A 22,307-nucleotide genomic window follows, 5' to 3' on the forward strand; every position below is an offset into this window, starting at 1 on the left:
TTGCGGGAGCGAGGTGTTTCCTGTGAGGCGGGCGGTTCTCTGTGAAATGACCGTGTGTCAGGCCTGGGTCAGGTGCGGGTCACGTACGGGTCGCCGGGAGTTGGTACATGCCGTCGGGGAGGGGCTCGACCAGGCCGTCGGACACCAGGCCGTCCAGTGCCCTCGCTCGCTGTACCGGCTCGTGCCAGACGCGGTCGAGCGCGGACTGGGGGACGGGCGTGTGCGCTTCGCGGAGTACGGCCAGGAGCTTGCCGCGGACCTGGCGGTCCGTGCCCGCGTACGTCTGGCCCTTGCGGGCCGGGCCCTCGTGTTCCGGCTTGCCCGCGAGGTTCCACGCGCACTGGGCGGAGATGGGGCAGCGGTGGCACGTCTCGTTCTTCGCGGTGCAGACGAGGGCGCCGAGTTCCATGGACGCCGCTGCCCAGCGGGCCGCTGTTTCGTCGTCCTGGGGGAGTAGCGCGCGGGCGAGCTTGCGTTCGGCCGCGGTGGTGGCGTTCGGGGGGTACTGGGTGCCGGTGACCGCGCGGGCGAAGACCCGGCGGACGTTCGTGTCGAGTACGGCGTGGCGCTGGCCGTAGGCGAAGGACGCGACGGCGGCTGCCGTGTACTCGCCGATGCCCGGGAGCGCGAGGAGTTGGGCGTGGTCGGTGGGGACGTCGCCGCCGTGGCGTTCCGTTATGGCGGTGGCCGCGCCGTGCAGGCGCAGCGCGCGGCGGGGGTAGCCGAGGCGGCCCCAGGCGCGGACGGCTTCGCCGGGGGCGTCCTTGGCCAGGTCGGCGGGGCGGGGCCAGCGGGCGAGCCACTGTTCGTAGACCGGGAGGACGCGGTTGACCGGGGTCTGCTGGAGCATGAACTCGCTGACCATCACGCCCCAGGGGCCGGCGTCGGGGTGGCGCCAGGGGAGGTCGCGGGCGTTGTCCTCGAACCAGTCGATGACCGGGGTGTGGAGGCGGGCTCCGTCGGGTGAGGCGGCGGACGGGGCGGGTGGGGGATTCGTGGGCGCAGTCATGGCGGGTTCGATCCTGCCACGGTTGGTGGGTGGGTCGGGGTCGTGGCGGTACGGCGAGCCCGCCGCCGGTTCGGCCCTTTGGTTTCTCGCCACGGTTGAACGGGTTGGTGCCGGCTGAGCGGCGGGCTGCGCCGTACCGCCACGACCCGCTCCCGTCTCGTCGGCGGCTGCGGGTGTGTGGTCCATTCCGCCTGATTCCAGGCCGGGTTGCCGGGATGATGATCCGGAAAAGTTGGGGCTGGGGCGGCGGGTGGGGCGAGGTAACTCGCCGATCTCTCGTACAGTTTGCGCCGTGGGATCACTGCGCAATCCGGTCGGGCCGCTTCCCTCCTCCATCTATTGGCGACGGAGGGTCCTCATGGTGTCCGTGGTCGCCTTGCTGGCGCTGCTGATCACCTGGATCGTCAACTCCGGTGGCGGGGGCGGCAAGAACGGTGCCGATGGGGCCAAGAACGGTAAGACTCCCGCTCCTACGATCACTGCCGGGCCGTCGGGATCCGGTCCCGCCATCAGTCAACACCCCGGCGGACGTGACGACTCCGGGGGTGGCAGCACCTCCGGTGGGTCGAGTGGGGCGAGCGGGTCGAGCGGTGGGGGCTCCGGATCCGATACCGGGTCCGGGTCGGGGGGCAGTGGTAGTGGCTCCGGTGGTGGGGTCAACAGCGGTAGTGGCGGCGGCAGTAGTACGGGGACTACGGTTCCTGCCGACTCAACGCTTCCCAACTGCACCGTCGGCGCTGTGCAGTTGAGCCTGCGGAGTCTGCACAACTCGTATTCGCCGGATCAGACTCCAACCTTTGTGCTCACCGCCAAGAACTCCTCCGGCAGCGACTGCAAGGTTGATCTCGGGCCCAAGAGTGCCGTGTTGAGCATTACGGAGGCCGGGAGCAGTGCTGACTTCTGGTCGTCCGCCGACTGCCCGAAGAGTGCCGGGAGTGTCTTCTACCGGGTGTCCGCCGGGAGCAGCGTCACGTACACCCTGAAGTGGGACCGCAAGCCGAGTGCGCCCGAGTGTGCGACGCCCGCCGCCGGTTCGGCCGGGGCCGGGACCTATCTGGTGGAGGCGCAGGCCTCCGGGTTCGCCAAGGCCCAGACCTCGTTCGTTCTGGCCAGCGACTAGTGGCAGTTGGCCAGTTGGGGTTCAGTGGTCGGGCTGGTTACGGCTATACGTAGCGTTCCAGGATCGAGGACTCCGCCAGGCGGGAGAGGCCCTCTCGGACGCTGCGTGCCCTTGCCTCGCCTACGCCGTCCACTGTCTGGAGGTCGTCGACGCTGGCCGCGAGGAGCTTTTGCAGGCCGCCGAAGTGTTCCACCAAGCGGTCGATGATCGCGCCGGGGAGGCGCGGGACCTTGGCCAGAAGGCGGAAGCCTCGGGGGGAGACCGCCGAGTCGAGGGCCTCGGGAGAGCCGGTGTAGCCCAACGCGCGGGCCACGGTGGGGAGTTCGAGGAGTTCCGCGTGGGAGAGGGCGTCGAGTTCGGCCAGGGCTTCGTTCACCGTGCGGGAGCGTTTGGCCGTGGGCTCTGGGACGTAGTCGCGTACGACCAGTTCGCGTTCCGGCTCCACGCCCGCGATCAACTCCTCCAGCTGGAGGGCCAGTAGGCGGCCGTCCGTGCCCAACTCCACTACGTACTCGGCGATTTCCGTGGCGATCAGCCGGACCATCTCAAGGCGCTGGACCACGGCGGAGACGTCCCGGACCGTCACCAGGTCCTCGATCTCCAGCGCTGACAACGTTCCCGCCACCTCGTCCAGGCGGAGCTTGTAGCGCTCCAGGGTGGCGAGGGCCTGGTTGGCTCGGGACAGGATTGCCGCCGAGTCCTCCAGTACGCGGCGTTGGCCGTCTACGTAGAGGGCGATCAGGCGCATGGACTGGGAGACGGAGACCACGGGGTAGGCGACCTGTTTGCTGACTCGGTCTGCCGTGCGGTGGCGGGTGCCCGTCTCCTCGGTGGGGATGTTGGGGTCGGGGACCAGTTGGACGCCCGCTCGGAGGATTTTGGACAGGTCGGACGACACCACGATGCCGCCGTCCAGCTTGCAGAGTTCGCGCAGGCGCGTGGCTGTGAACTCGACGTCCAGGATGAAGCCGCCTGTGCACATCGCTTCGACCGTCTTGTCGGAGCCGAGCACGATGAGGCCGCCCGTGTTGCCGCGGAGGATGCGCTCCAGGCCGTCGCGCAGGGCCGTGCCGGGGGCAACGGCGCTCAGTGAGGCGCGCATCAGGCCATCGCCGCCGGACTTTCCGGGAGCTGACGCCCGGTCGTTGGCTGCCACTGCACTCCTCCGGTCGCAGGTGTTTCCGGTACTCCCGTTTCCGCACACTCTCTTCGTACGGACGGGCGAGACCAGGGCAAAGTCTACCGGCGGTCCTCGTCGTCCCGTGGGGCCTCTCGCTTACGGGACCTTGGAAGGACCTGGAGAGCGTCTCCTATGTCGGCCACTTCGAGGACCTTCATGCCGGCCGGGATCTTGCCCGGGTCGCTCGGAACGAGGGCGTGGGTGAAGCCCAGACGGTGTGCTTCGGAGAGTCTGCGCTGGACGCCCGTGACCCTTCTGACCTCGCCTGCCAGGCCTACTTCGCCGATCGCGACCAGGTTTTTGGGGAGGGGGGTGTCGCTGGCCGCGGAGGCCAGGGCGAGGGCGATGGCCAGATCTGCTGCCGGTTCGGTGAGTTTTACTCCGCCCACCGTCGCGGAGTAGATGTCCCGCTTGCCCAGGGCGCTGATCTTGCCGCGTTGTTCCAGGACCGCCAGCATCATCGAGACCCGGGATGTCTCCAGGCCTGACGTGGTGCGGCGGGGGGAGGGGATCTGGGAGTCCACTGTGAGGGCCTGGACTTCGGCCACCAAGGGGCGGCGGCCCTCCAGGGTGACGGTCAGGCAGGTGCCGGGGACCGGTTCCGCGCGGCGGGTCAGGAACAGGCCGCTGGGGTCCGCCAGGCCTGTGATGCCCTCGTCGTGGAGTTCGAAGCAGCCGACCTCGTCGGTGGTGCCGTAGCGGTTCTTGACGCCCCTGACGAGGCGCAGGCGTGCGTGGCGGTCGCCCTCGAAGGAGAGCACTACGTCGACCAGGTGCTCCAGGAGGCGGGGGCCCGCGATGGCGCCGTCCTTGGTGACGTGGCCTACGAGGAGGGTGGACATGCCTCGTTCCTTGGAGGCGCGGATCAGGGCGCCGGCCACCTCGCGGACCTGGGCCATGCCGCCGGGGGCGCCGTCGATCTCCGGGGAGGCCACCGTCTGGACGGAGTCCAGGATGAGGAGGGAGGGCTTCACCGCGTCCAAGTGGCCCAGGATCGTGGACAGATCGGTCTCGGCGGCGAGGTAGAGGTGGTCGTCGATCGCCTTGATGCGGTCGGCGCGCAGGCGGACCTGGCTCGCCGATTCCTCGCCGGTGACGTAGAGCGTGCGGTGCTCGTCGCTCGCCGACTTCGCCGCCACGTCGAGGAGGAGGGTCGACTTTCCCACGCCCGGTTCGCCCGCCACGAGAACCACCGCTCCGGGGACCAGGCCGCCGCCGAGGACCCGGTCCAGCTCGGGGACGCCGGTCGAGCGGGCGGTGGCCGTGCGGCCGTCGACCTGGCCGATCGGTACCGCGGAGGTGGTGACGCGGCCGGGTGTTGTCGTGCGGACCGCGGGGGCGCCGTACTCCTCGACCGTGCCCCAGGCCTGGCACTCGGAGCAGCGGCCGAGCCACTTGGCCGTCTGCCAGCCGCACTCGGTGCAGCGGTAGGACGGTCGGTCCTTGGTGGTCTTCGTACGGGCAGCCATGCGTGAACCGTAACCGGCGCCACTGACAACGCCGTCGGTGGACGGGGCGTGGCCTTCGGTATCCGGCCACCCTCCGTCGGGAACGAGCCAAGGAGGTGAGGGTTCCTGTCCCCTTATGAGGGATCGTTTCACCCGTACGGATTAAATGTGCTCAAGGGGGCGGAAGGGGGCATCGCCCGCCGCCTACGGTCGCACGGGTGATGAGCAGCAGTCCGGAGACCTCGACCCGCACCACCGGCGCACACCGGGCGCATCGGGAGGCGCGCGACCGCGCTGCGGCGCGCACGCTGGCGCAGCGCCCGCCCGCGCGCTACGAGCCGTATCTGGACGGCCTGTTCACGTACTGCCTGTCCGTGCTGTGCGACCACGACGCGGCGACCGCCGCCCTCGGAGACGTGCTGGGGCTGGCCGAACGCCGGGGTGCGCGGGTGCCGGAGACGGCCGGTGACCGTAGGGCCTGGCTGTACGCGCTCGCCCGCTGGGCCTGCCTGCGCAAGCTCGCCGAGGCCAAGCAGAAACGTCAGGGCACGCATGCGGTGGGGCGGAGCGGGGTGGAAGAGCCCGTTGTCTCCGAGGAGTTGAGGGAGCAGCGGGGGCGTGAACTCGCCCTGCTCGCCTGGCCGGAGGCCGCCGGGACCACGCCGGAGCAGCGTGAGGCGCTCGAACTCGCCGTGCGGCACCGGCTCGCCGCCCATGAGGTCGCCGCCGTTCTCGGCATGGACCTCGCCGGTGCGCGGGAGTTGCTGGCGGCCGCGGCCTGCGAGGTGGAACGCACGCGTGCCGCCCTCGCCGTCGTGGAGACCGGGAGCTGCCCGAGCGTCGCCCGGCTCACCGGTGATCATCAGCTGGTGCTCAGCAGCGCCCTGCGCCGTGAGCTCGTCCGGCATGTCGACGACTGTCCGCACTGCCGCCGTACCGCCGAGCGCGCGGTGCCCGGGAGTTGGCCCGGCGCGAGTGTCACGCCCGCCGAACTGCCCGTCCTGGAGGCGCCCCGCGCGGCCCTGCATGTCGCCATGGCGCATCTCCCACGCGCGCGTGGCGCCGCCGCACCGCGCTTCGACCGGCGCGGTTTTCCGATGGACCCGAAGGACCGTGCCGCCCGGAGGGACCGTCTACGCGCGCGTGCCGTGACCACGACCGTCGTCGCCACCGTCATCGCGGCACCCGTCCTCGCCCTGTGGGCCGCCTACCGGGGCACGCCGACCGGCGAGGGCGTCGACGGTCGGGCCGCCACCGCGAGCGAACAGCACGGGCCCGGCAGCCTGGAGGGCGAGGTCGCGAGCGGCGGCTACGAGAACACCGGGAACGCGAGCACGACGCCACGGCCCGGCAAGGGCGGCAAGAACGATGTCTCCGTAGAGGTCATCAGCGTCACCGGCGCCGGCCAGAAGGGCGCCGGTCACCTCGCCGTCTCGGCCGCCAACAGCAGCGACACCACGCTGATCACCCTCACCGCGTCCGGCTCGGCCCCGGTCCGCTGGTCCGCGACCACGGCGGCGCCCTGGCTCTACCTCAGCCAGTCCTCGGGAACCCTCGCCCCGGGGGACTCGTTGACGATCAAGGTGTACGTCGACCATCTGCGCGAGCCCTCCGGCCACTGGACCGCGCGCGTGGCCGTCTCACCGGCCGGCGCCGTCGTCTCGATCGAGGGCTACGGCACCGCGCCCGCCCCGACCGACCCCGGCAACCCCACGCATCCCACGGACCCCGGCGACCCGCCCTCGTCCGGCCCGGACCCGACGCCCACCAGCACGGCACCGACGGATCCCACGCCGAGCGACCCGCCGCCCACGTCCGCCGACCCGACCCCGACGCCCACGGACTCGGCCCCCGCCGACCCGGGCGGTTCGACACCGCCCGGCGACGGCGACGACCCGAGCCCGGGGTCGTCGTAACCCGTCAGGCGACCGGGTCCGCCGGATGCGGTGCCAGGAGCGGGAGTTGCGAGGCCAGGCGCTGTTCGCAGAGTTCGACCAGGCGGTCGTAGCCGGCCTTGCCCATCAGCTCGGTCAGCTCCGGGCCGTAGGAGACATAGACCGGGTCGCCCGCGCCGTGCGCCGAGGTCGCCGACGTGCACCACCAGTGCAGGTCGTGGCCGCCGGAACCCCAGCCCCTGCGGTCGTACTCGCCGATCGACACCTGGAGCACGCGCGTGTCGTCCGGGCGGTCGATCCACTCGTACGTCCGCCGCACCGGGAGCTGCCAGCAGACGTCCGGCTTGGTCTCCAGGGGCTCGCGGCCCTCCTTGACGGCCAGGATGTGCAGCGAGCAGCCCGCGCCGCCGGCGAAACCGGGGCGGTTCTGGAAGATGCACGAGCCCTGGAAGGGGCGGGTCTGGCGGTCGCCGTCCTCGTCCTTGGAGACCCAGCCGTTCTCCACGCCCTCGTCGTGGTGCTGCCAGATGTCGGGCGTGAGCCTGGCCACATGCCCGGCGACCCGTTTCTCGTCGTCCTTGTCGGAGAAGTGGGCGCCCAGGGTGCAGCACCCGTCGTCCGCGCGGCCCGCCTGGATGCCCTGGCAGCCGCTTCCGAAGATGCAGTTCCAGCGAGAGGTCAGCCATGTCAGATCGCAGCGGAACAGCTGCTCATCGTCCGCCGGATCCGGGAACTCCACCCACGCGCGCGCGAAGTCGAGCCCCTTCTCGTCCGCTTTCAGGGCCTTCTTCGACGGCTTCGGGGGCTTGGCCGACGTCACCGGCGAAGAATCGCCGGGTGATTTGGCCGCCTTGTCGGTCTTCGCCTTTTTCGTCTTTGGCACGCGTCCAGGGTAAGTCGCCCGGAGCGGCCCCAGACACCGCACCGAGGACCGAGATAGGTGCAGGTGGCAGTAGCGTTCCGTATATGAGACTCGGTGTCCTCGACGTGGGATCGAACACGGTGCATCTGCTGGTGGTGGACGCACACCCGGGCGCGCGCCCGCTGCCCGCGCACTCGCACAAGGTGGAACTGCGCCTTGCCCAACTCCTCGACGAGGACGGCGCGATCGGCCCCGAAGGGGTCGACAAACTCGTCGGCGTCGTCCAGGAGGCGCTCCAGGCAGCCGAGGACAAGGGCGTCGAGGAACTCCTCCCGTTCGCCACCTCCGCCGTCCGCGAGGCCAGCAACGCCGACGACGTCCTCGCGCGCGTGCAGACCGAGACCGGCGTCGAACTCCAGGTCCTCACCGGCGCCGAGGAGGCCCGGCTCACCTTCCTCGCCGTCCGCCGCTGGTTCGGCTGGTCGGCGGGCAAGCTCCTCGTCCTCGACATCGGCGGCGGCTCCCTGGAGATCGCCTACGGCATCGACGAGGAACCCGACGCGGCCGTCTCCCTGCCCCTCGGCGCGGGCCGCCTCACCGCCGCCTGGCTCCCCGGCGACCCGCCGGAACCGGACGCGATAAGGGCCCTGCGCCGCCATGTGCGCGCCCAGATCGCCCGCACGGTGGGCGAGTTCAGCCGTTTCGGCGCCCCCGACCACGTCGTCGCCACGTCGAAGACCTTCAAGCAGCTCGCCCGCCTGGCCGGTGCCGCCCGCTCCGCCGACGGCCTCTACGTCCAGCGCGAACTCAAGCGCGGCTCCCTGGAGTCGTGGGTCCCCCGCCTCGCCGGCATGACCACCGCCCAGCGCGCCGTCCTCCCGGGCGTCTCCGAGGGGCGCGCCGAACAGCTTCTGGCCGGCGCGATGGTCGCCGAGGGCGCGATGGACCTGTTCGGCGTCGAGACGCTGGAGGTCTGCCCCTGGGCGCTGCGCGAGGGCGTGATCCTGCGGCGGTTGGATCAGATGCCGTCACGGCTGGACCAGATGCCGTCGGCGTAGGGCGGGCCGTTGCGGGGGCGCGGGTGCGTGGCCGTGGCGGGGGAGGTCATGGCCACCGCCTAAGAGCTCGCGGGGTTCTGTTGCGGAGCGGCTGCGGGTGGTTCGTGGCTGGTCGCGCAGTTCCCCGCGCCCCTTGGAAACGCGGGCCCAGTTCCAGGGGCGCGGGGAACTGCGCGACCAACCACAACAAACCCGCAGCCGCCCCTCACACGCGAACCCCGAGCTCCTGGGCGCGCACTCACACCCCCACTCCGTGACCCCCGCCCTACCTGAGCCGTACTGAACGCCCGCCCGGTACGTGACGTATCTGACCCGCATGAGGTATCGCCACAATGCGGCCGCTCGCCGGACTTGGCCGGTTGCCGCCCCCCGCACAGCGCGTGCACAGCGACCGGCTCCCCCGCGCAAAGCGCCGCCCCGTAGTCTGTCCTCCGTGGCAGAACCAGTCGTGCGCATCCCGGATGCGAAGGTCGCGCTGTCCACGGCGTCCGTGTATCCGGAGTCGACGGCGACGGCCTTCGAGATCGCCGCACGCCTCGGTTACGACGGCGTCGAGGTCATGGTGTGGACCGACCCGGTCAGCCAGGACATCGAGGCGCTGCGCCGGCTCAGCGACTACCACCAGGTCCCGATCCTCGCCGTGCACGCGCCCTGCCTGCTCATCACGCAGCGCGTGTGGTCCACCGACCCGTGGATCAAGCTCCAGCGCGCCCAGGTCGCCGCGGAGAAGCTCGGCGCGAGCACGGTCGTGGTGCATCCGCCGTTCCGCTGGCAGCGCCAGTACGCGCGGGACTTCGTCGGCGGGATCTGGCGGATGGCGAACGAGACGGATGTGCGGTTCGCCGTAGAGAACATGTATCCGTGGCGCTACCGCGACCGCGAGATGCTCGCCTACGCCCCCGACTGGGACGTCACGAACGAGGACTACCGGCACTTCACGATCGACCTCAGCCACACCGCGACCGCCCGCACCGACGCGACCGAGATGATCGACCGCATGGCCGACCGGCTCGGCCATGTCCATCTCGCCGACGGCAACGGCTCCAACAAGGACGAGCACCTCGTCCCCGGCCGCGGCACGCAGCCCTGTGCCGAGCTGCTGGAGCGGCTCGCGACGACCGGGTTCGACGGCCATGTCGTCATCGAGGTCAACACCCGGCGCGCGATGTCCAGCGCCGAACGCGAGGCCGATCTCGCGGAGGCGCTCGCCTTCACGCGGCTGCATCTGGCCTCGGCCGTGAAGGTGCCCCGGCGGTGACCGACGCCACCGCCAAGCGTCGGGGCCGACCCCCTCGTACGGAGTCCGCCGACACCCGCGACCGCATCCTGACGGCGGCCCGCGAGGAGTTCTCCGAGCGGGGGTACGAGAAGACGTCGATGCGCGGTATCGCCAAGGCGGCCGGGGTCGACTCGGCGCTCGTCCACCACTACTTCGGCACCAAGGAACAGGTCTTCGAGGCGGCCGTCGAGGTCGCGTTCGCACCGGCGCAGAACGCGCCGGACGCGGTCGCCGAGGGGCCGTTGGACGGCGTCGGCGAGCGGCTCACCCGCTTCATCTTCGGCGTCTGGGAGAACCCGGCCACCCGTAAGCCGTTGCTGGCGGTGGTCCGTTCCGCCGTCAACAACGAAGCCGCCGCGGCCGTCTTCCGCCGGCTCGTGGTCTCCCAGGTGCTGGGCCGGGTCGCCGCCCGGCTCGACCTCCCGGACGGGGAGCTGCGCGCCGAGCTGGCCGCCGCGCAGTTGGTCGGTACGGCGATGCTGCGGTACGTGATCAAGGTCGAGCCGCTCGCCTCGGTGGACGTGGAGCGGATCATCGCGCGGGTGGCGCCGGTGGTGCAGGGGCATCTGACCGGGCCGTAGGACCCTCACGTTCGCGAGACGGGCGTCCCGGGATGCGGACACCGTGTCCGACCCCTGGATGACCGGCGTACGCTCATTAGCAGCCCTATCTGTCTGAAGGAGCGATCGACGATGCCCGAGCTGAGGTCCCGTACAGTCACCCACGGCCGCAACATGGCGGGCGCACGCGCCCTTATGCGCGCCTCCGGTGTACCCGGTGCGGACATCGGCCGGAAGCCGATCATCGCGGTGGCGAACAGCTTCACGGAGTTCGTGCCCGGCCACACCCACCTGCAGCCCGTCGGCCGGATCGTCAGCGAGGCGATCACCGCGGCCGGCGGCATCCCGCGCGAGTTCAACACCATCGCGGTCGACGACGGCATCGCGATGGGCCACGGCGGCATGCTCTACAGCCTGCCCTCCCGCGACCTGATCGCGGACAGCGTGGAATACATGGTCGAGGCGCACTGCGCCGACGCCCTGATCTGCATCTCCAACTGCGACAAGATCACGCCCGGCATGCTCATGGCTGCACTCCGCCTGAACATCCCGACGGTCTTCGTCTCCGGCGGCCCGATGGAGGCCGGACGCGCCACGCTCCAGGACGGCACGGTCCGCACGCTGGACCTGATCGACGCGATGGTCGACGCCGCCAACGAGAGCATCTCCGACGCGGACGTCCTCAACATCGAGGAGAACGCCTGTCCGACCTGCGGCTCCTGTTCCGGCATGTTCACCGCCAACTCGATGAACTGCCTGACCGAGGCCATCGGCCTCTCGCTGCCGGGCAACGGCTCGGTCCTCGCCACGCACACCGCCCGCAAGGGCCTCTACCAGGACGCGGCGCGCACAGTGATGGACATCACCCGCCGCTACTACGAGCAGGACGACGAGACGGTCCTGCCGCGCAACGTCGCCACCTTCGCGGCCTTCGAGAACGCGATGGCCCTCGACATCGCGATGGGCGGCTCGACCAACACGATCCTGCACCTGCTGGCGGCGGCGCAGGAGGCGGGCGTCGCCTTCGGCCTGGACGAGATCAACGCGGTCTCGCGTCGCGTCCCGTGCCTCGCGAAGGTCGCCCCGAACGTCGCGAAGAACCGCACGTACTACATGGAGGACGTCCACCGCGCGGGCGGAATCCCGGCCCTGCTGGGCGAGTTGCACCGCGCGGGCCTGCTGAACGAGGACGTCCACTCCGTCCACAGCCCGTCGCTGGCGGACTGGCTCAAGACGTGGGACGTGCGCGGCGGTTCGCCCTCTCCGGAGGCCGTGGAACTGTGGCACGCGGCTCCTGGATGTGTGAGGTCGGCCGAGGCCTTCTCCCAGTCCGAGCGCTGGGAGGCGCTGGACGAGGACGCGGCCGAGGGCTGCATCCGCTCCGCCGAGCACGCCTACTCCAAGGACGGCGGGCTCGCGGTCCTCAAGGGCAACCTGGCCGTCGACGGCTGTGTCGTGAAGACGGCGGGCGTCGACGAGTCCATCTGGACGTTCGAGGGCCCGGCGGTCGTCTGCGAGTCGCAGGAAGAAGCGGTCGAGAAGATCCTCAACAAACAGGTGACGCACGGCGATGTCGTCGTCATCCGCTACGAGGGCCCCAAGGGCGGCCCCGGCATGCAGGAGATGCTCTACCCGACGTCCTTCCTCAAGGGCCGCGGCCTCGGCAAGACCTGCGCCCTGATCACCGACGGCCGCTTCTCCGGCGGCACTTCGGGCCTCTCGATCGGCCACGCGTCCCCCGAGGCGGCGTCCGGCGGCACCATCGCCCTCGTCGAGAACGGCGACCGCATCCGCATCGACATCCCGAACCGCTCCATCGAACTCCTCGTGGACGACGCCGAGTTGGCCCGCCGCGAGGCCGCGCTCGACGGGCGGTACGCCCCGAAGCAGCGCGAGCGCAAGGTCTCGGCCGCGCTGCGCGCGTACGCGGCGATGGCGACCAGTGCGGACCGGGGCGCGGTGCGGGACGTCAGCAAGCTGGGCTGAGGTTCCCGCAACTCCGGTGGTCCTGCGGTTCGTTCGGTGAACTTCCGCAACTCCGTTGGTTCTACGGCTCGTTCGGGCTGGGGTCGTCCTCCTTCGCGGGGGACGGCCCTTCGGTCTGCCGGGCGCGGTGTCGCTACCAGGCGCCGGGAGTACGGGAGTTGACGGCGAAGACCGTGCCGTCCGGGGCGGCCGCGTAGACGTGGTCGTTCGCTACGACGGGTTCGGGCAGCGCCGCGCTGACCCGGTCCGAGTTGGTGTCGAGGCGCGCGGGCGTCTGCCCCACGAGTCGTCCCGCGCGGGCGTCCACCGCGAGCAACCGCCCGTCCGCGGAGGTGAAATACACCTGCCGTCCGTCCGCGACCGGCACGGAACCCCGCAGTACGGCCGTCTCCAGACTCCACACCTGCTTGCGCGCGTCCATGTCCACGGCCACCAGCGATCCGCCGGCCCCCATGATGTAGACGACGTTGCCGTGCACGGTCCCGTGCCCCTGGTCGAGGGCCACGGGCAGCGTCACGCGCCGCGTGGCTCCGGTGTCCGGGGTGTAGCGGACCACGGCCTTCGCGGCGCCGTACACGGTGTCGACCGACAGGAGATAGACCGCCCCGCCCACCATGCCGACGGGCTTCAACGTCCCCTTGAGCCGCGCGTCCCAGTGCACCGCGCCCGTGTCCGGATCGACCGCCGTGACGCGGGTGTTCGCCCCGTCGTCCGACGCGTTCGTCGCGTACGCCGACGAGTCCCCGGCGAACGACGTGAAATACGGCGCCTGTTGACCCGGAATCCGGTGACTCCACCTCGTGGCGCCCGTAGCCCCGTCCACGCCGCTGACCGTCCCGTCCGCGTGGGTGAGCAGGAGCATGCCGCCGGCGTCCGCGAGCCCGGTGTACGCGCGGACGGTCTTCTGCCAACTCACCTTGCCCGAGGCCGGATCGAGCGCCTCCAGACGTCGGCCGGTGTCCAACGAGGGCTGCACCAGGCCGCCCGAGAGGACCGGCGGCCCGCTGCGATGCGTCGTCGCGACGGAGTGCCGCCACAGCACCCGGCCGTCGGACGGGTCCAGGGCGAACACCACCCCGGGCTGCGCGCAGAGCAACTTCCCTGCCCCGTACGAGCATTGGGGCGTGCTCTTCTTGGAGACCGGTACCGTCTTCCACTCGCCGAACTCGGAGCTGGGCGTGGTGTGCGGGGTGGTGTTCTTCGCGGTCGTATCGCCGTCGTCGGACAACTGGAGCGCGGCGAGCGTGCCGATCGCGGCCAGGCCGAGCGCTCCCGCGCCGAGGGCGAACCGCTTGCCCAACAGCCGCCGCCCGACCCGCCGTTCGGACTGCTCGGGCTCTTCCGTACGGTGCTCCGGCCCCGGCGTGACACCGGCCCGCTGCGCCGGTATGTACGCCTGCGTGTCGTACGAGGCGGACACCGACCGCAGTTCGCGCATCAACTCGTCGGGCGTGGGCCGGTCCTCGGGTTCCTTGGCGAGGCAACGCAGCACCAGCGGCGCGAGGTTCTCCGGCAGTCCGGCCAAGTCCGGTTCGTCGTGGACGACTTGATAGGCGACGACGTAGGGGCTGTCGGAGTCGAACGGCCCGCGCCCCGTCGCCGCGTGCACCAGCACGGACCCGAGCGCGAAGATGTCGGCGGCCGGCCCGACCTCGCGCGGCCGGCGGAACTGCTCGGGTGCCATGAACGGCGGCGTCCCGATCAACTTGCCGGTCTCGGTGCGCAGTTCGCTGTCCTTCGGCCGGGAGATGCCGAAGTCGATGACCTTCGGGCCGTCCTCGGCGAGCAGCACATTGCTCGGCTTGAGATCTCTGTGCACGACGCCGACCCGATGGATGTCGCGCAGCGCCTCGGCCAGCCCCGCCATCAGCCGGCGCAACTCACCAGGCGCCATGGGGCCGTTCCGCTTCACATGCTCGGACAGGGTCGGCCCGGGGATGAACGACGTTGCCATCCAAGGCCGTTCGGCCTCCGGATCGGCATCGACCACGGGTGCGGTGAAGGCCCCGCTCACCCTCCTGGCCGCCGCCACCTCCTGCCGGAACCGCCCCCTGAACTCGGGGTCCTGGGCGAACTCCGCGTGGACGACCTTCACGGCGACCTTCATCCCGGAGGTGCTCTGCGCCAGATGCACCACGCCCATACCACCGGAACCCAGGCAGGACTGCAGGCGGTAGTGACCGGCGTACTCGGGAAGTTCCGCTTCCGCGCCCGCTCCGGTGTTGCGCTGTGGCGCCATGGGTCCACCCCCGTGCTGATCGTCCGCGCGCGCGACGCACGGAGCCTAGTCGATGACCCTTACGGGACAGAGGTGGCTCGCCAGCCTCCGAGTGCGAGGTGCGCACATATGTTTCATGGCGTGTTTTAGGGGAATCAACGGGACCCCATGGCAGTCATGGGGTCCAACGGGGGAGGTTTTTCATGTCTGTTGACCACACGGAAGAGGGCGAAGGCACGGCGGAGGCGGTCACCACCGCGGCGGCCACGACAACGGCCCTGCACTACTACTCGATAGCACCCGGCACCCGCGTCAACGTCCGCAGCGGCCCCGGCACCGGCTACACCATCGTCCGCGTCCTGGCCGAGGGCTCCCAGGTCCCGATCTACTGCCAGACGCCGGGCACCACGGTGACGGGCTACTACGGCACGACGAACATCTGGGACAACATCGACGACGGCGAGTACATCTCGGACGCGTACGTCAACACCGGCAGCGACGGTTACGTCCGCCCGCGCTGCTCCTGACCGCATCGGCGACGGTGAGTACGTCCCGGACGGGTACGTGACCACCGGCAGCGACGGCTGCACCGCCGACCGCTGCGCCTGAGCCCCAACGGGAGCCCGCGTCCACCCTCGGAGCCATAATCGTCCCGTGAACGACGAGACGACCGGCACCCAGGACACCCCCGCGGGCTCCCCAGGCGAAGGCACGGGCACGGGCCCTCGCCCCGAGCCCCTCCGCTTCTTCGGCACCACCTGGGTGAACCACGACAACGGCTACACCGCGCGCCGCGTCGGAACGGCCGCCGGTTCCCTGGCCGCCGCGATCGCCGCCTGTCTGATCCTCCGCTTCGCCTACCAGGGCATCCAGATCGCGGACGTCGGCAGCTTCGTCACCCTCCTCGTCATCGTGATGTTCGCGATCTGCAGCGCCCTCGCCTTCGGCCACACCTGGGAAACCTTCAAAAAACGCCCCGACCCCGACCGCCAGGCCTCCCTCCGAGGCCTCCTGGCCATCGGCTTCGTAGGCTCCCTCCTCGCCTACTTCGCCCGCTCCCTGGTGGAGGCCCCCGGCGAGAAACTCCACCGCCAGGAGTACGAGACGGCCCTGACGCAGTACGAGAAGCGCACGTCCCGCCGCACCCGCAATCCTTCGAAGAAGCGGCGGGGGGCTTGATACGGGGGTGCGGGTTCTGGGGCGGAAGGTGGGGCGAGGTTCTGGGCCGGGGTGGCGACTCTTGGGGCACGTGGACTCGACGGGCGCGTGAGGGGCGGGTGCCTGGCAGCTTGCGCTCCGGCGGGTAGTAGCCGATTGCTCAGGGAGGGGTGACTTCCTGGGTCGCCACGGCGCGCGGCTTGGGTGACGGGTTCGGGGGCGGCCACGGGGCGAGGCTCTGGGTATGGGCGACTCTGGGCGGGGGAGGGTCGGTCGTACGGCGGCAGCTTGTGACTCTGCGGGTGGCGGCGATTGCCCGGGCAGGCGTGACTTCCGGGGCGCGCACGGCTCACGGCAACCCGGGCATCACGCTTCGCGGCACTCAGGGACCCTGACGCTCACACCCTCACGGCACCCGGGCAGTCACGACTCCCGAACACCTCCAGATGCCAAAGGGGTTCAGGTACGCCGAGGCACTGGACCCCGGCTGCCACCGCTCCGACCCCGAACCCGACCCCCGAGGACAGCCAACCAAGGCGCCGACCCGAGCCGTTCCACCGAACCACCACTCCGCCCAACGCCCCCCCCCCACACCCACCCCCATTTCTCACCAAAAACCACCTGCACCCCGCACCCACCCCGGTATCCATGGCCGTATGACCACCGCACCCACACCCCCCTCGCCCGCCGCCCGAGCCCACTCCTTCAACGCCGCCGCGGCCCAGTACGCCGAGAACCGCCCCTCCTACCCACCCGCCCTCTTCGACGCCATCGAGGAACTCGCCGGCCACCCCCTCACCGGCGCCCGCGTCGCAGACGTCGGCGCGGGCACCGGCATCGCGACCGCCCTCCTGCACGCCCGCGGCGCCGACGTCGTCGCGATCGAACCCGGTGACGGCATGGCGGCCCAGTTCCGCCGCACCCTCCCCGACGTCCCGCTCGTCCGGGGCAACGGCAACGCCCTCCCCCTCGCCGACCACTCCGTCGACTTCCTCACCTACGCCCAGGCCTGGCACTGGACCGACCAGGTCCGGTCGGTACCGGAAGCGCTCCGCGTACTACGCCCGGGCGGCGCGCTCGCACTGTGGTGGAACACCGGTGCCGTGGACGTCCCGTGGATCGCGGAACAGTCGGAACGCATCCGGATCCACTTCGGCATCGACCGCGTCGTGGAGCAGAACGGCAGCGGCCTGCGTTCCGCGCTCGCCGACCCCACCGGCCGACTCGACTTCGCCCACCGACAGGTCCGCTGGAGCCGCCGCGTCCCGATCGACACCCACCTGGCCAACATCGGCAGCCACTCGGCCTTCCTCGTCCACGACGAAGAGAGCACCAACACCTTCCTCGCCGACGAACGAAACCACCTCCTGACCGCCTTCCCGGACGGAACCGTGGAGGAGACCTACGTCGTGGAACTCGTCGTCGCCCTCACCCCATGACCCCCTGACGACCACAACGTCCTGCCTACGACAGCCATCGCCTCGCCACATCTCGCCCCCTGGCAACCACTGCTCCCGGCGTCAGGCCCCGGGCGGGCGCCATGCCCCGGTAACCCCCGACTCACAACATCGCGCCCCCGGGTAGGCACTGCTTCCCGCGCAGCGTCCCGGCAGTCGCCCGGTTCCCGGTGCCACGCCCCGGCAGCTACCGCCTCGCCACATCGGGCCCCCGGGCAGCCAATGCTCCCGGCGTCAGGCCCCGGGCGGGCGCTATGCCCCGGTAGCCTCCGACTCACAACATCGCGCCCCCGGGTAGGCACTGCTTCCCGCGTCACGCCCCGGCAGTCGCCCGCTTCCCGGTGCCACGCCCAGGTAGCCCCCGACTCAGACATCGGGCCCCGGGCAGCCACCGCTCCCGGCGTCACACCCCCGGCAGTCGCCCGGTCCTCGGCGCCACGCCTCCGGCAGCCACCTCCTCACCACATCGCGCCCCCCTGGGCAGCCACCACTCCCTGCGTTCCGCCCCGGCAGTCGCCCAACTCCCCGCGTCACGCCCTGGAAGTCACCTGACGACCACCACCCCTTGCTCCTGGTAGCCCCCGACTCCCCGCGCCGCACCCCGACAGTCACCTTGCGGCCACCACACCTCGCGGCCGCCCCCAACTCCGCGCGTGACGCCCACGCAGCACCCCGAGACCCGCCACACCTCGCCCCCGGCCGCCCCCAACTCCCCGCGTGACACCCCGACCGCGCCCCGACACCCACCACACCTCGCCTCGGCACCCCCGCCTCACTACGCCCCGCATCGCCACTCACCGCCTCCCCAACTCACCCTCCCCCCAACGCCGTTACCCCCACTGCGGAGCCGACCGCACCCACCGACCGACACCACACACCACCGCACCCGCTTGACGACACCACCCGGCGAGAGCATTATTCATCGTGTGATGAATTATCTCCCGGGCCCACCCGGATCCCCCGACGCTTCCCCCGAAATCCCAGTCGCCCCTTCACCCGACACCCCACCCGGCACCTCACTCGGCACGGAACGCGCCCCCGCCGTCCAGGCCGAGGCCCTGACCGTCGCCCGCGGCCCCCGCACCGTCCTCCGCGCCCTCGACTTCGCCGTCCCGCGAGGTCAGATCACCGGCCTCCTCGGCCCGTCCGGCTGCGGCAAATCGACCCTCATGCGCTCGATCGTCGGCACCCAGGCCAAAGTCACCGGCACCCTGAACGTCCTCGGCCGCCCCGCAGGCCACCCCGCCCTCCGCACCCGCATCGGCTACGTCACCCAAGCCCCCTCCGTCTACGACGACTTGACGGTCCGTCAGAATCTCGACTACTTCGCCGCGATCCTCGACCCCGGCCGCGCCGCGGCCACCCGCCGCCACGACGACGTCACCCGCGCCATCACGGACGTCGACCTCACCACCCACGCCGACTCCCTCGCCGGCAACCTCTCCGGTGGCCAACGCAGCCGCGTCTCCCTGGCCGTGGCGCTCCTCGGCACCCCGGAACTCCTCGTCCTCGACGAACCCACCGTCGGCCTGGACCCCGTCCTCCGCCGCGACCTCTGGGCCCTCTTCCACGACATCGCCGCCTCGCGCGGCGCCACCCTCCTCATCTCCTCCCACGTCATGGACGAGGCCGAGCGCTGCCACCGCCTCCTCCTCATGCGCGAGGGCGAGATCCTCGCCGACGACACCCCGGACGCCCTCCGCAACAGCACCGGCTCCGACACGGTCGAAGCCGCCTTCCTGTACCTGGTCGACAAGGCCGTAGCCACCGCCCGTCAGAAGGAGCCGACCCGATGAGCACGACCACGGCCACGAGCACGGCCGCCACGACGACCAGCACCCCCGCGCCTGCCGGTCCCCGCGCCCTCAGCGCCTCCCGCACCACCGCCACCGCCGCCCGGGTCCTGCGCCAGCTCCGCCACGATCCCCGCACGATCGCGCTGCTGATCCTCATCCCGTGCGTGATGCTCGTCCTGCTGCGCTACGTCTTCGACGGCAGCCCGCGCACCTTCGACAGCATCGGCGCCTCACTCCTCGGCATCTTCCCCCTCATCACGATGTTCCTGGTCACGTCCATCGCCACCCTGCGCGAACGCACCTCCGGCACCCTCGAACGCCTCCTCGCCATGCCGCTGGGCAAGGGCGACCTCATCGCCGGCTACGCCCTCGCCTTCGGCATCCTCGCGATCATCCAGTCCGCCCTGGCCACCGGTCTCGCCGTCTGGTTCCTGGGCCTCGACGTCACAGGAAGCCCCTGGCTCCTCCTCCTGGTCGCCCTCCTCGACGCCCTGCTCGGCACCGCCCTTGGCCTCTTCGTGTCAGCCTTCGCGGCCTCCGAATTCCAGGCCGTCCAGTTCATGCCGGCGGTGATCTTCCCCCAACTCCTCCTCTGCGGCCTCTTCACTCCCCGCTCCGACATGCACCCCGTCCTGGAGGCGATCTCCGACGTCCTCCCCATGTCGTACGCCGTCGACGGCATGAACGAGGTCCTCAAGCACACCGACATGACCCCCACCTTCGTCCGCGACGCCCTGATCGTGGCCGGCTGCGCGCTGCTGGTGCTGTGCCTGGGCGCGGCCACCCTGAGAAGGCGTACGGCATAGAGGAGTGAGGAGTACGGAGGTCTCGTTCCGCCAGCCGGACAGCCATCACTTCTCCCCACCGCCGGTGCGAGGATGGGCCCATGAGTCAGAAAGTCGCAGTCCTCGGCACCGGCAAGATCGGTGAGGCCCTGCTCAGCGGAATGATCCGAGCGGGCTGGGCCCCGGCCGACCTGCTGGTCACCGCCCGCCGCCCCGAGCGCGCCGAAGAACTCCGCACCCGCCACGGAGTCACCCCGGTCACCAACCCGGAGGCCGCGAAGACCGCCGACACCCTGATCCTCACGGTCAAGCCGCAGGACATGGGCACCCTCCTCGACGAACTCGCCCCGCACCTCCCCGCCGACCGCCTGATCATCAGCGGCGCGGCGGGCATCCCCACCTCCTTCTTCGAGGAGCGCCTGGCCGCAGGCACCCCCGTCGTCCGTGTCATGACGAACACCCCCGCACTCGTCGACGAGGCCATGTCCGTCATCTCCGCCGGCAGCCACGCCACCGAGGCCCATCTCGCGCACGCCGACGAGATCTTCGGCGCCGTCGGCAAGACGCTCCGCGTGCCCGAGTCCCAGCAGGACGCCTGCACCGCACTCTCCGGCTCCGGCCCGGCGTACTTCTTCTACCTGGTCGAAGCCATGACGGACGCCGGCATCCTGCTCGGCCTGCCGCGCGACAAGGCCCACGACCTCATCGTCCAGTCCGCGATCGGCGCAGCCGTCATGCTCCGCGACAGCGGCGAGCACCCGGTGAAGCTCCGCGAGAACGTCACCTCGCCCGCCGGCACGACGATCAACGCCATCCGCGAACTGGAGAACCACGGCGTACGCGCCGCACTCATCGCCGCCCTGGAAGCAGCCCGCGACCGCAGCCGCGAACTGGCCTCCGGAAACAACTGACCGGGACCAGCTGGCCGGCTGACCCGCTAACCGCTCACGCGACTACGCAGGCAGAAGCCCGATGGCTCGATACGCGCTGTCGACCATCGGCTTCGCCATCTCTCTCGCCTTCTCCGCCCCATCCCGCAACACCCCTTCCACATAAGCGGGATCCGCGCACAACTCCTTGTGCCTCTCCTGCACGGGCCTGAGCAGCTCGACCACGGCCTCCGCCGTGTCCTTCTTCAAAGTTCCGTACGACTCATATACACCGCTCAGGTCCTCGGGGTTCCCACCTCCGCAAGCGGCCAGGATCTCCAGCAGATTGGCCACCCCCGGCCGCGCCTCCCGGTCGTAGACGACTTCCCCCGCGCTGTCGGTCACGGCCCGCATGACCTTCTTCCGTACGACATCGGGCTCGTCCAGCAGATAGACGATCCCCGGCCCGGAGTCGTCCGACTTCCCCATCTTCGAAGTCGGCTCCTGGAGGTTCATCACCCGCGCCGCCACCGCCGGCCGAGTCGCCCGGGGGACGACGAACGTGTGCCCGTACCGCTGGTTGAACCGCACCGCCAGATCCCGGGTCAGCTCCACATGCTGCGTCTGGTCGTCCCCGACCGGCACCTCGTCCGTCCCGTACGCCAGGATGTCCGCCGCCATCAGCACGGGATACGTCAGCAACGACAGCCGCACACTCCCGCCCCGCTCCCGCTCCCGCGCGGCCTTCTCCTTGTACTGCACCATCCGCCGCATCTCACCGTCGGTGGCCACACACTCCATGACGTACGACAGCCGCGCGTGCTCGTCCACATGGCTCTGTACGAACACGGTGCACAGCTCCGGATCCAGTCCCGCCGCCAGCAACAGCGTCGCCGCCTGCCGACTGAGCCTGCGCACCCGCGCCGGATCGTGGTCCACGGTCAGCGCGTGCAGATCGACCACACAGAACAGCGCGTCGCTCTGCCGCTGATCCACGTCGACCCACCGCCGAATGGCGCCCAGGTAGTTCCCCAGCGTCAGATGCCCGGTCGGCTTGACCCCACTGAAGACCCGCGTCATCTCTCCACCTCCTGATAGAGACCGCCGCACCCGGCCGGCCGACCCTCTGGAGGGAGAAACGCGAACGGCCGCCGAGGCGGCGGCCGTTGAGTACATACGTATGTACGGCCGCCGTCAGGCGGCCCACCACTGCTGGGTGCACGTATGCGTAGTCACGTCACCCAGAGTACGCCCCCGCACTGCTCTCCGGAGCGGAGTTGACACGCCCCTACCGCGTACGTAGTGTTCTCCGAGTTGTCCGACGTGAGCGCCGACCCCGGTCGGTCCCCGGACAGCCATTCCGCAGGTACCTACAAACAATCGACGATCCGTCGTCGCGTTGTATTGGCATGCGTATTTGCGAAATGAGGAATCCGCGTTCGAAAGGACGCACCCCCCGATTCGCTCGGGACTCAGGAATCCGCTAAAGTCTCACTCGTCGGAACGGCCCAACGGCCGGGATGGCAGCCCACTCTGACTGGGAGTCAGGCCCGAAAGGATCTGATAGAGTCGGAACCGCCGGAAAGGGAAACGCGGAAGCGGAAACCTGGAAAGCACCGAGGAAATC

18 protein-coding genes are annotated in these 22,307 nt (G+C 70.6%); 12 read left to right on the forward strand and 6 right to left on the reverse strand.

What is annotated here, in order from left to right; all coding sequences use genetic code 11:
• Nucleotides 1-79: 79 nt before the first annotated feature.
• A complete protein-coding gene (locus ACIBK4_RS48990) occupies nucleotides 80-1,009 on the reverse strand; it encodes an A/G-specific adenine glycosylase (protein WP_399006407.1) in 930 nt (309 codons plus the stop codon).
• Between the two features lie 292 nt (nucleotides 1,010-1,301).
• Between ACIBK4_RS48990 and ACIBK4_RS48995 the strand changes: the two genes are divergently transcribed.
• Complete coding sequence (locus tag ACIBK4_RS48995; protein ID WP_399006409.1) at nucleotides 1,302-2,129, forward strand: hypothetical protein; 828 nt, start codon at nucleotides 1,302-1,304, stop codon at nucleotides 2,127-2,129.
• Between the two features lie 43 nt (nucleotides 2,130-2,172).
• On the opposite strand, the gene disA is transcribed toward ACIBK4_RS48995, so the two are convergent.
• Together disA and radA are read right to left on the reverse strand one after the other, a co-directional pair.
• Nucleotides 2,173-3,231 (reverse strand): DNA integrity scanning diadenylate cyclase DisA, encoded by a 1,059-nt coding sequence (gene disA, locus ACIBK4_RS49000; protein ID WP_051801604.1) that lies wholly within the window; start codon nucleotides 3,229-3,231, stop codon nucleotides 2,173-2,175.
• 137 nt (nucleotides 3,232-3,368) lie between these two features.
• Nucleotides 3,369-4,778, reverse strand: coding sequence for a DNA repair protein RadA (gene radA, locus ACIBK4_RS49005; protein ID WP_399006411.1), 1,410 nt, complete (start codon nucleotides 4,776-4,778; stop codon nucleotides 3,369-3,371).
• Between the two features lie 197 nt (nucleotides 4,779-4,975).
• On the opposite strand from radA, the gene ACIBK4_RS49010 reads away from it, so the two are divergent.
• A complete protein-coding gene (locus ACIBK4_RS49010) occupies nucleotides 4,976-6,673 on the forward strand; it encodes a hypothetical protein (protein ID WP_399006413.1) in 1,698 nt (565 codons plus the stop codon).
• A gap of 4 nt (nucleotides 6,674-6,677) precedes the next feature.
• Here ACIBK4_RS49010 and ACIBK4_RS49015 read toward each other — a convergent pair whose 3' ends face one another.
• Nucleotides 6,678-7,535, reverse strand: coding sequence for a hypothetical protein (locus tag ACIBK4_RS49015; RefSeq protein WP_399006415.1), 858 nt, complete (start codon nucleotides 7,533-7,535; stop codon nucleotides 6,678-6,680).
• A gap of 83 nt (nucleotides 7,536-7,618) precedes the next feature.
• Between ACIBK4_RS49015 and ACIBK4_RS49020 the strand changes: the two genes are divergently transcribed.
• The 4 genes from ACIBK4_RS49020 (at nucleotide 7,619) to ilvD (ending at nucleotide 12,397) form a co-directional block, all read left to right on the forward strand.
• Entirely contained in the window at nucleotides 7,619-8,572 is a 954-nt protein-coding gene (locus ACIBK4_RS49020; RefSeq protein WP_399006417.1) for a Ppx/GppA family phosphatase, read from the forward strand.
• Between the two features lie 433 nt (nucleotides 8,573-9,005).
• Nucleotides 9,006-9,830, forward strand: a complete 825-nt coding sequence (locus tag ACIBK4_RS49025) for a sugar phosphate isomerase/epimerase family protein (protein WP_399006419.1) — start codon at nucleotides 9,006-9,008, stop codon at nucleotides 9,828-9,830.
• Nucleotides 9,827-10,432, forward strand: coding sequence for a TetR family transcriptional regulator (locus tag ACIBK4_RS49030; protein WP_399006421.1), 606 nt, complete (start codon nucleotides 9,827-9,829; stop codon nucleotides 10,430-10,432). The genes ACIBK4_RS49025 and ACIBK4_RS49030 overlap by 4 nt, the downstream gene beginning before the upstream one ends.
• A gap of 111 nt (nucleotides 10,433-10,543) precedes the next feature.
• The gene (gene ilvD / locus ACIBK4_RS49035; RefSeq protein WP_328830760.1) at nucleotides 10,544-12,397 is read left to right on the forward strand and encodes a dihydroxy-acid dehydratase; all 1,854 of its coding nucleotides are present in this window, start codon (nucleotides 10,544-10,546) and stop codon (nucleotides 12,395-12,397) included.
• Nucleotides 12,398-12,530: 133 nt separating this feature from the next.
• On the opposite strand, the gene ACIBK4_RS49040 is transcribed toward ilvD, so the two are convergent.
• Entirely contained in the window at nucleotides 12,531-14,636 is a 2,106-nt protein-coding gene (locus tag ACIBK4_RS49040; RefSeq protein ID WP_399006423.1) for a serine/threonine-protein kinase, read from the reverse strand.
• Between the two features lie 182 nt (nucleotides 14,637-14,818).
• Here ACIBK4_RS49040 and ACIBK4_RS49045 point away from each other — a divergent pair, with 182 nt between their 5' ends.
• The 6 genes from ACIBK4_RS49045 to proC all read left to right on the forward strand — a co-directional run bounded on the left by ACIBK4_RS49045 (nucleotide 14,819) and on the right by proC (nucleotide 20,722).
• Nucleotides 14,819-15,142: an SH3 domain-containing protein gene (locus tag ACIBK4_RS49045; RefSeq protein ID WP_399006425.1), complete on the forward strand. Its 324-nt coding sequence runs from the start codon at nucleotides 14,819-14,821 to the stop codon at nucleotides 15,140-15,142.
• Between the two features lie 127 nt (nucleotides 15,143-15,269).
• Nucleotides 15,270-15,794, forward strand: coding sequence for an EamA/RhaT family transporter (locus tag ACIBK4_RS49050; RefSeq protein ID WP_366436809.1), 525 nt, complete (start codon nucleotides 15,270-15,272; stop codon nucleotides 15,792-15,794).
• Between the two features lie 635 nt (nucleotides 15,795-16,429).
• Nucleotides 16,430-17,212 carry a class I SAM-dependent methyltransferase gene (locus tag ACIBK4_RS49055; protein ID WP_399006427.1) on the forward strand — a complete coding sequence of 261 codons (783 nt, stop codon included), beginning with the start codon at nucleotides 16,430-16,432 and terminating at the stop codon, nucleotides 17,210-17,212.
• 944 nt (nucleotides 17,213-18,156) lie between these two features.
• The gene (locus ACIBK4_RS49060; RefSeq protein ID WP_399006429.1) at nucleotides 18,157-19,026 is read left to right on the forward strand and encodes an ABC transporter ATP-binding protein; all 870 of its coding nucleotides are present in this window, start codon (nucleotides 18,157-18,159) and stop codon (nucleotides 19,024-19,026) included.
• The gene (locus tag ACIBK4_RS49065) at nucleotides 19,023-19,832 is read left to right on the forward strand and encodes an ABC transporter permease (RefSeq protein WP_399006431.1); all 810 of its coding nucleotides are present in this window, start codon (nucleotides 19,023-19,025) and stop codon (nucleotides 19,830-19,832) included. The genes ACIBK4_RS49060 and ACIBK4_RS49065 overlap by 4 nt, the downstream gene beginning before the upstream one ends.
• A gap of 80 nt (nucleotides 19,833-19,912) precedes the next feature.
• Entirely contained in the window at nucleotides 19,913-20,722 is an 810-nt protein-coding gene (gene proC, locus ACIBK4_RS49070; RefSeq protein WP_399006434.1) for a pyrroline-5-carboxylate reductase, read from the forward strand.
• Between the two features lie 42 nt (nucleotides 20,723-20,764).
• Here proC and trpS read toward each other — a convergent pair whose 3' ends face one another.
• A complete protein-coding gene (gene trpS, locus ACIBK4_RS49075; RefSeq protein ID WP_399006436.1) occupies nucleotides 20,765-21,760 on the reverse strand; it encodes a tryptophan--tRNA ligase in 996 nt (331 codons plus the stop codon).
• Nucleotides 21,761-22,307 lie beyond the last annotated feature (547 nt).

The sequence above is a fragment of the Streptomyces sp. NPDC050528 genome (genome assembly GCF_044457795.1).
In the GTDB taxonomy this organism is placed as follows: Bacteria; Actinomycetota; Actinomycetes; order Streptomycetales; family Streptomycetaceae; genus Streptomyces.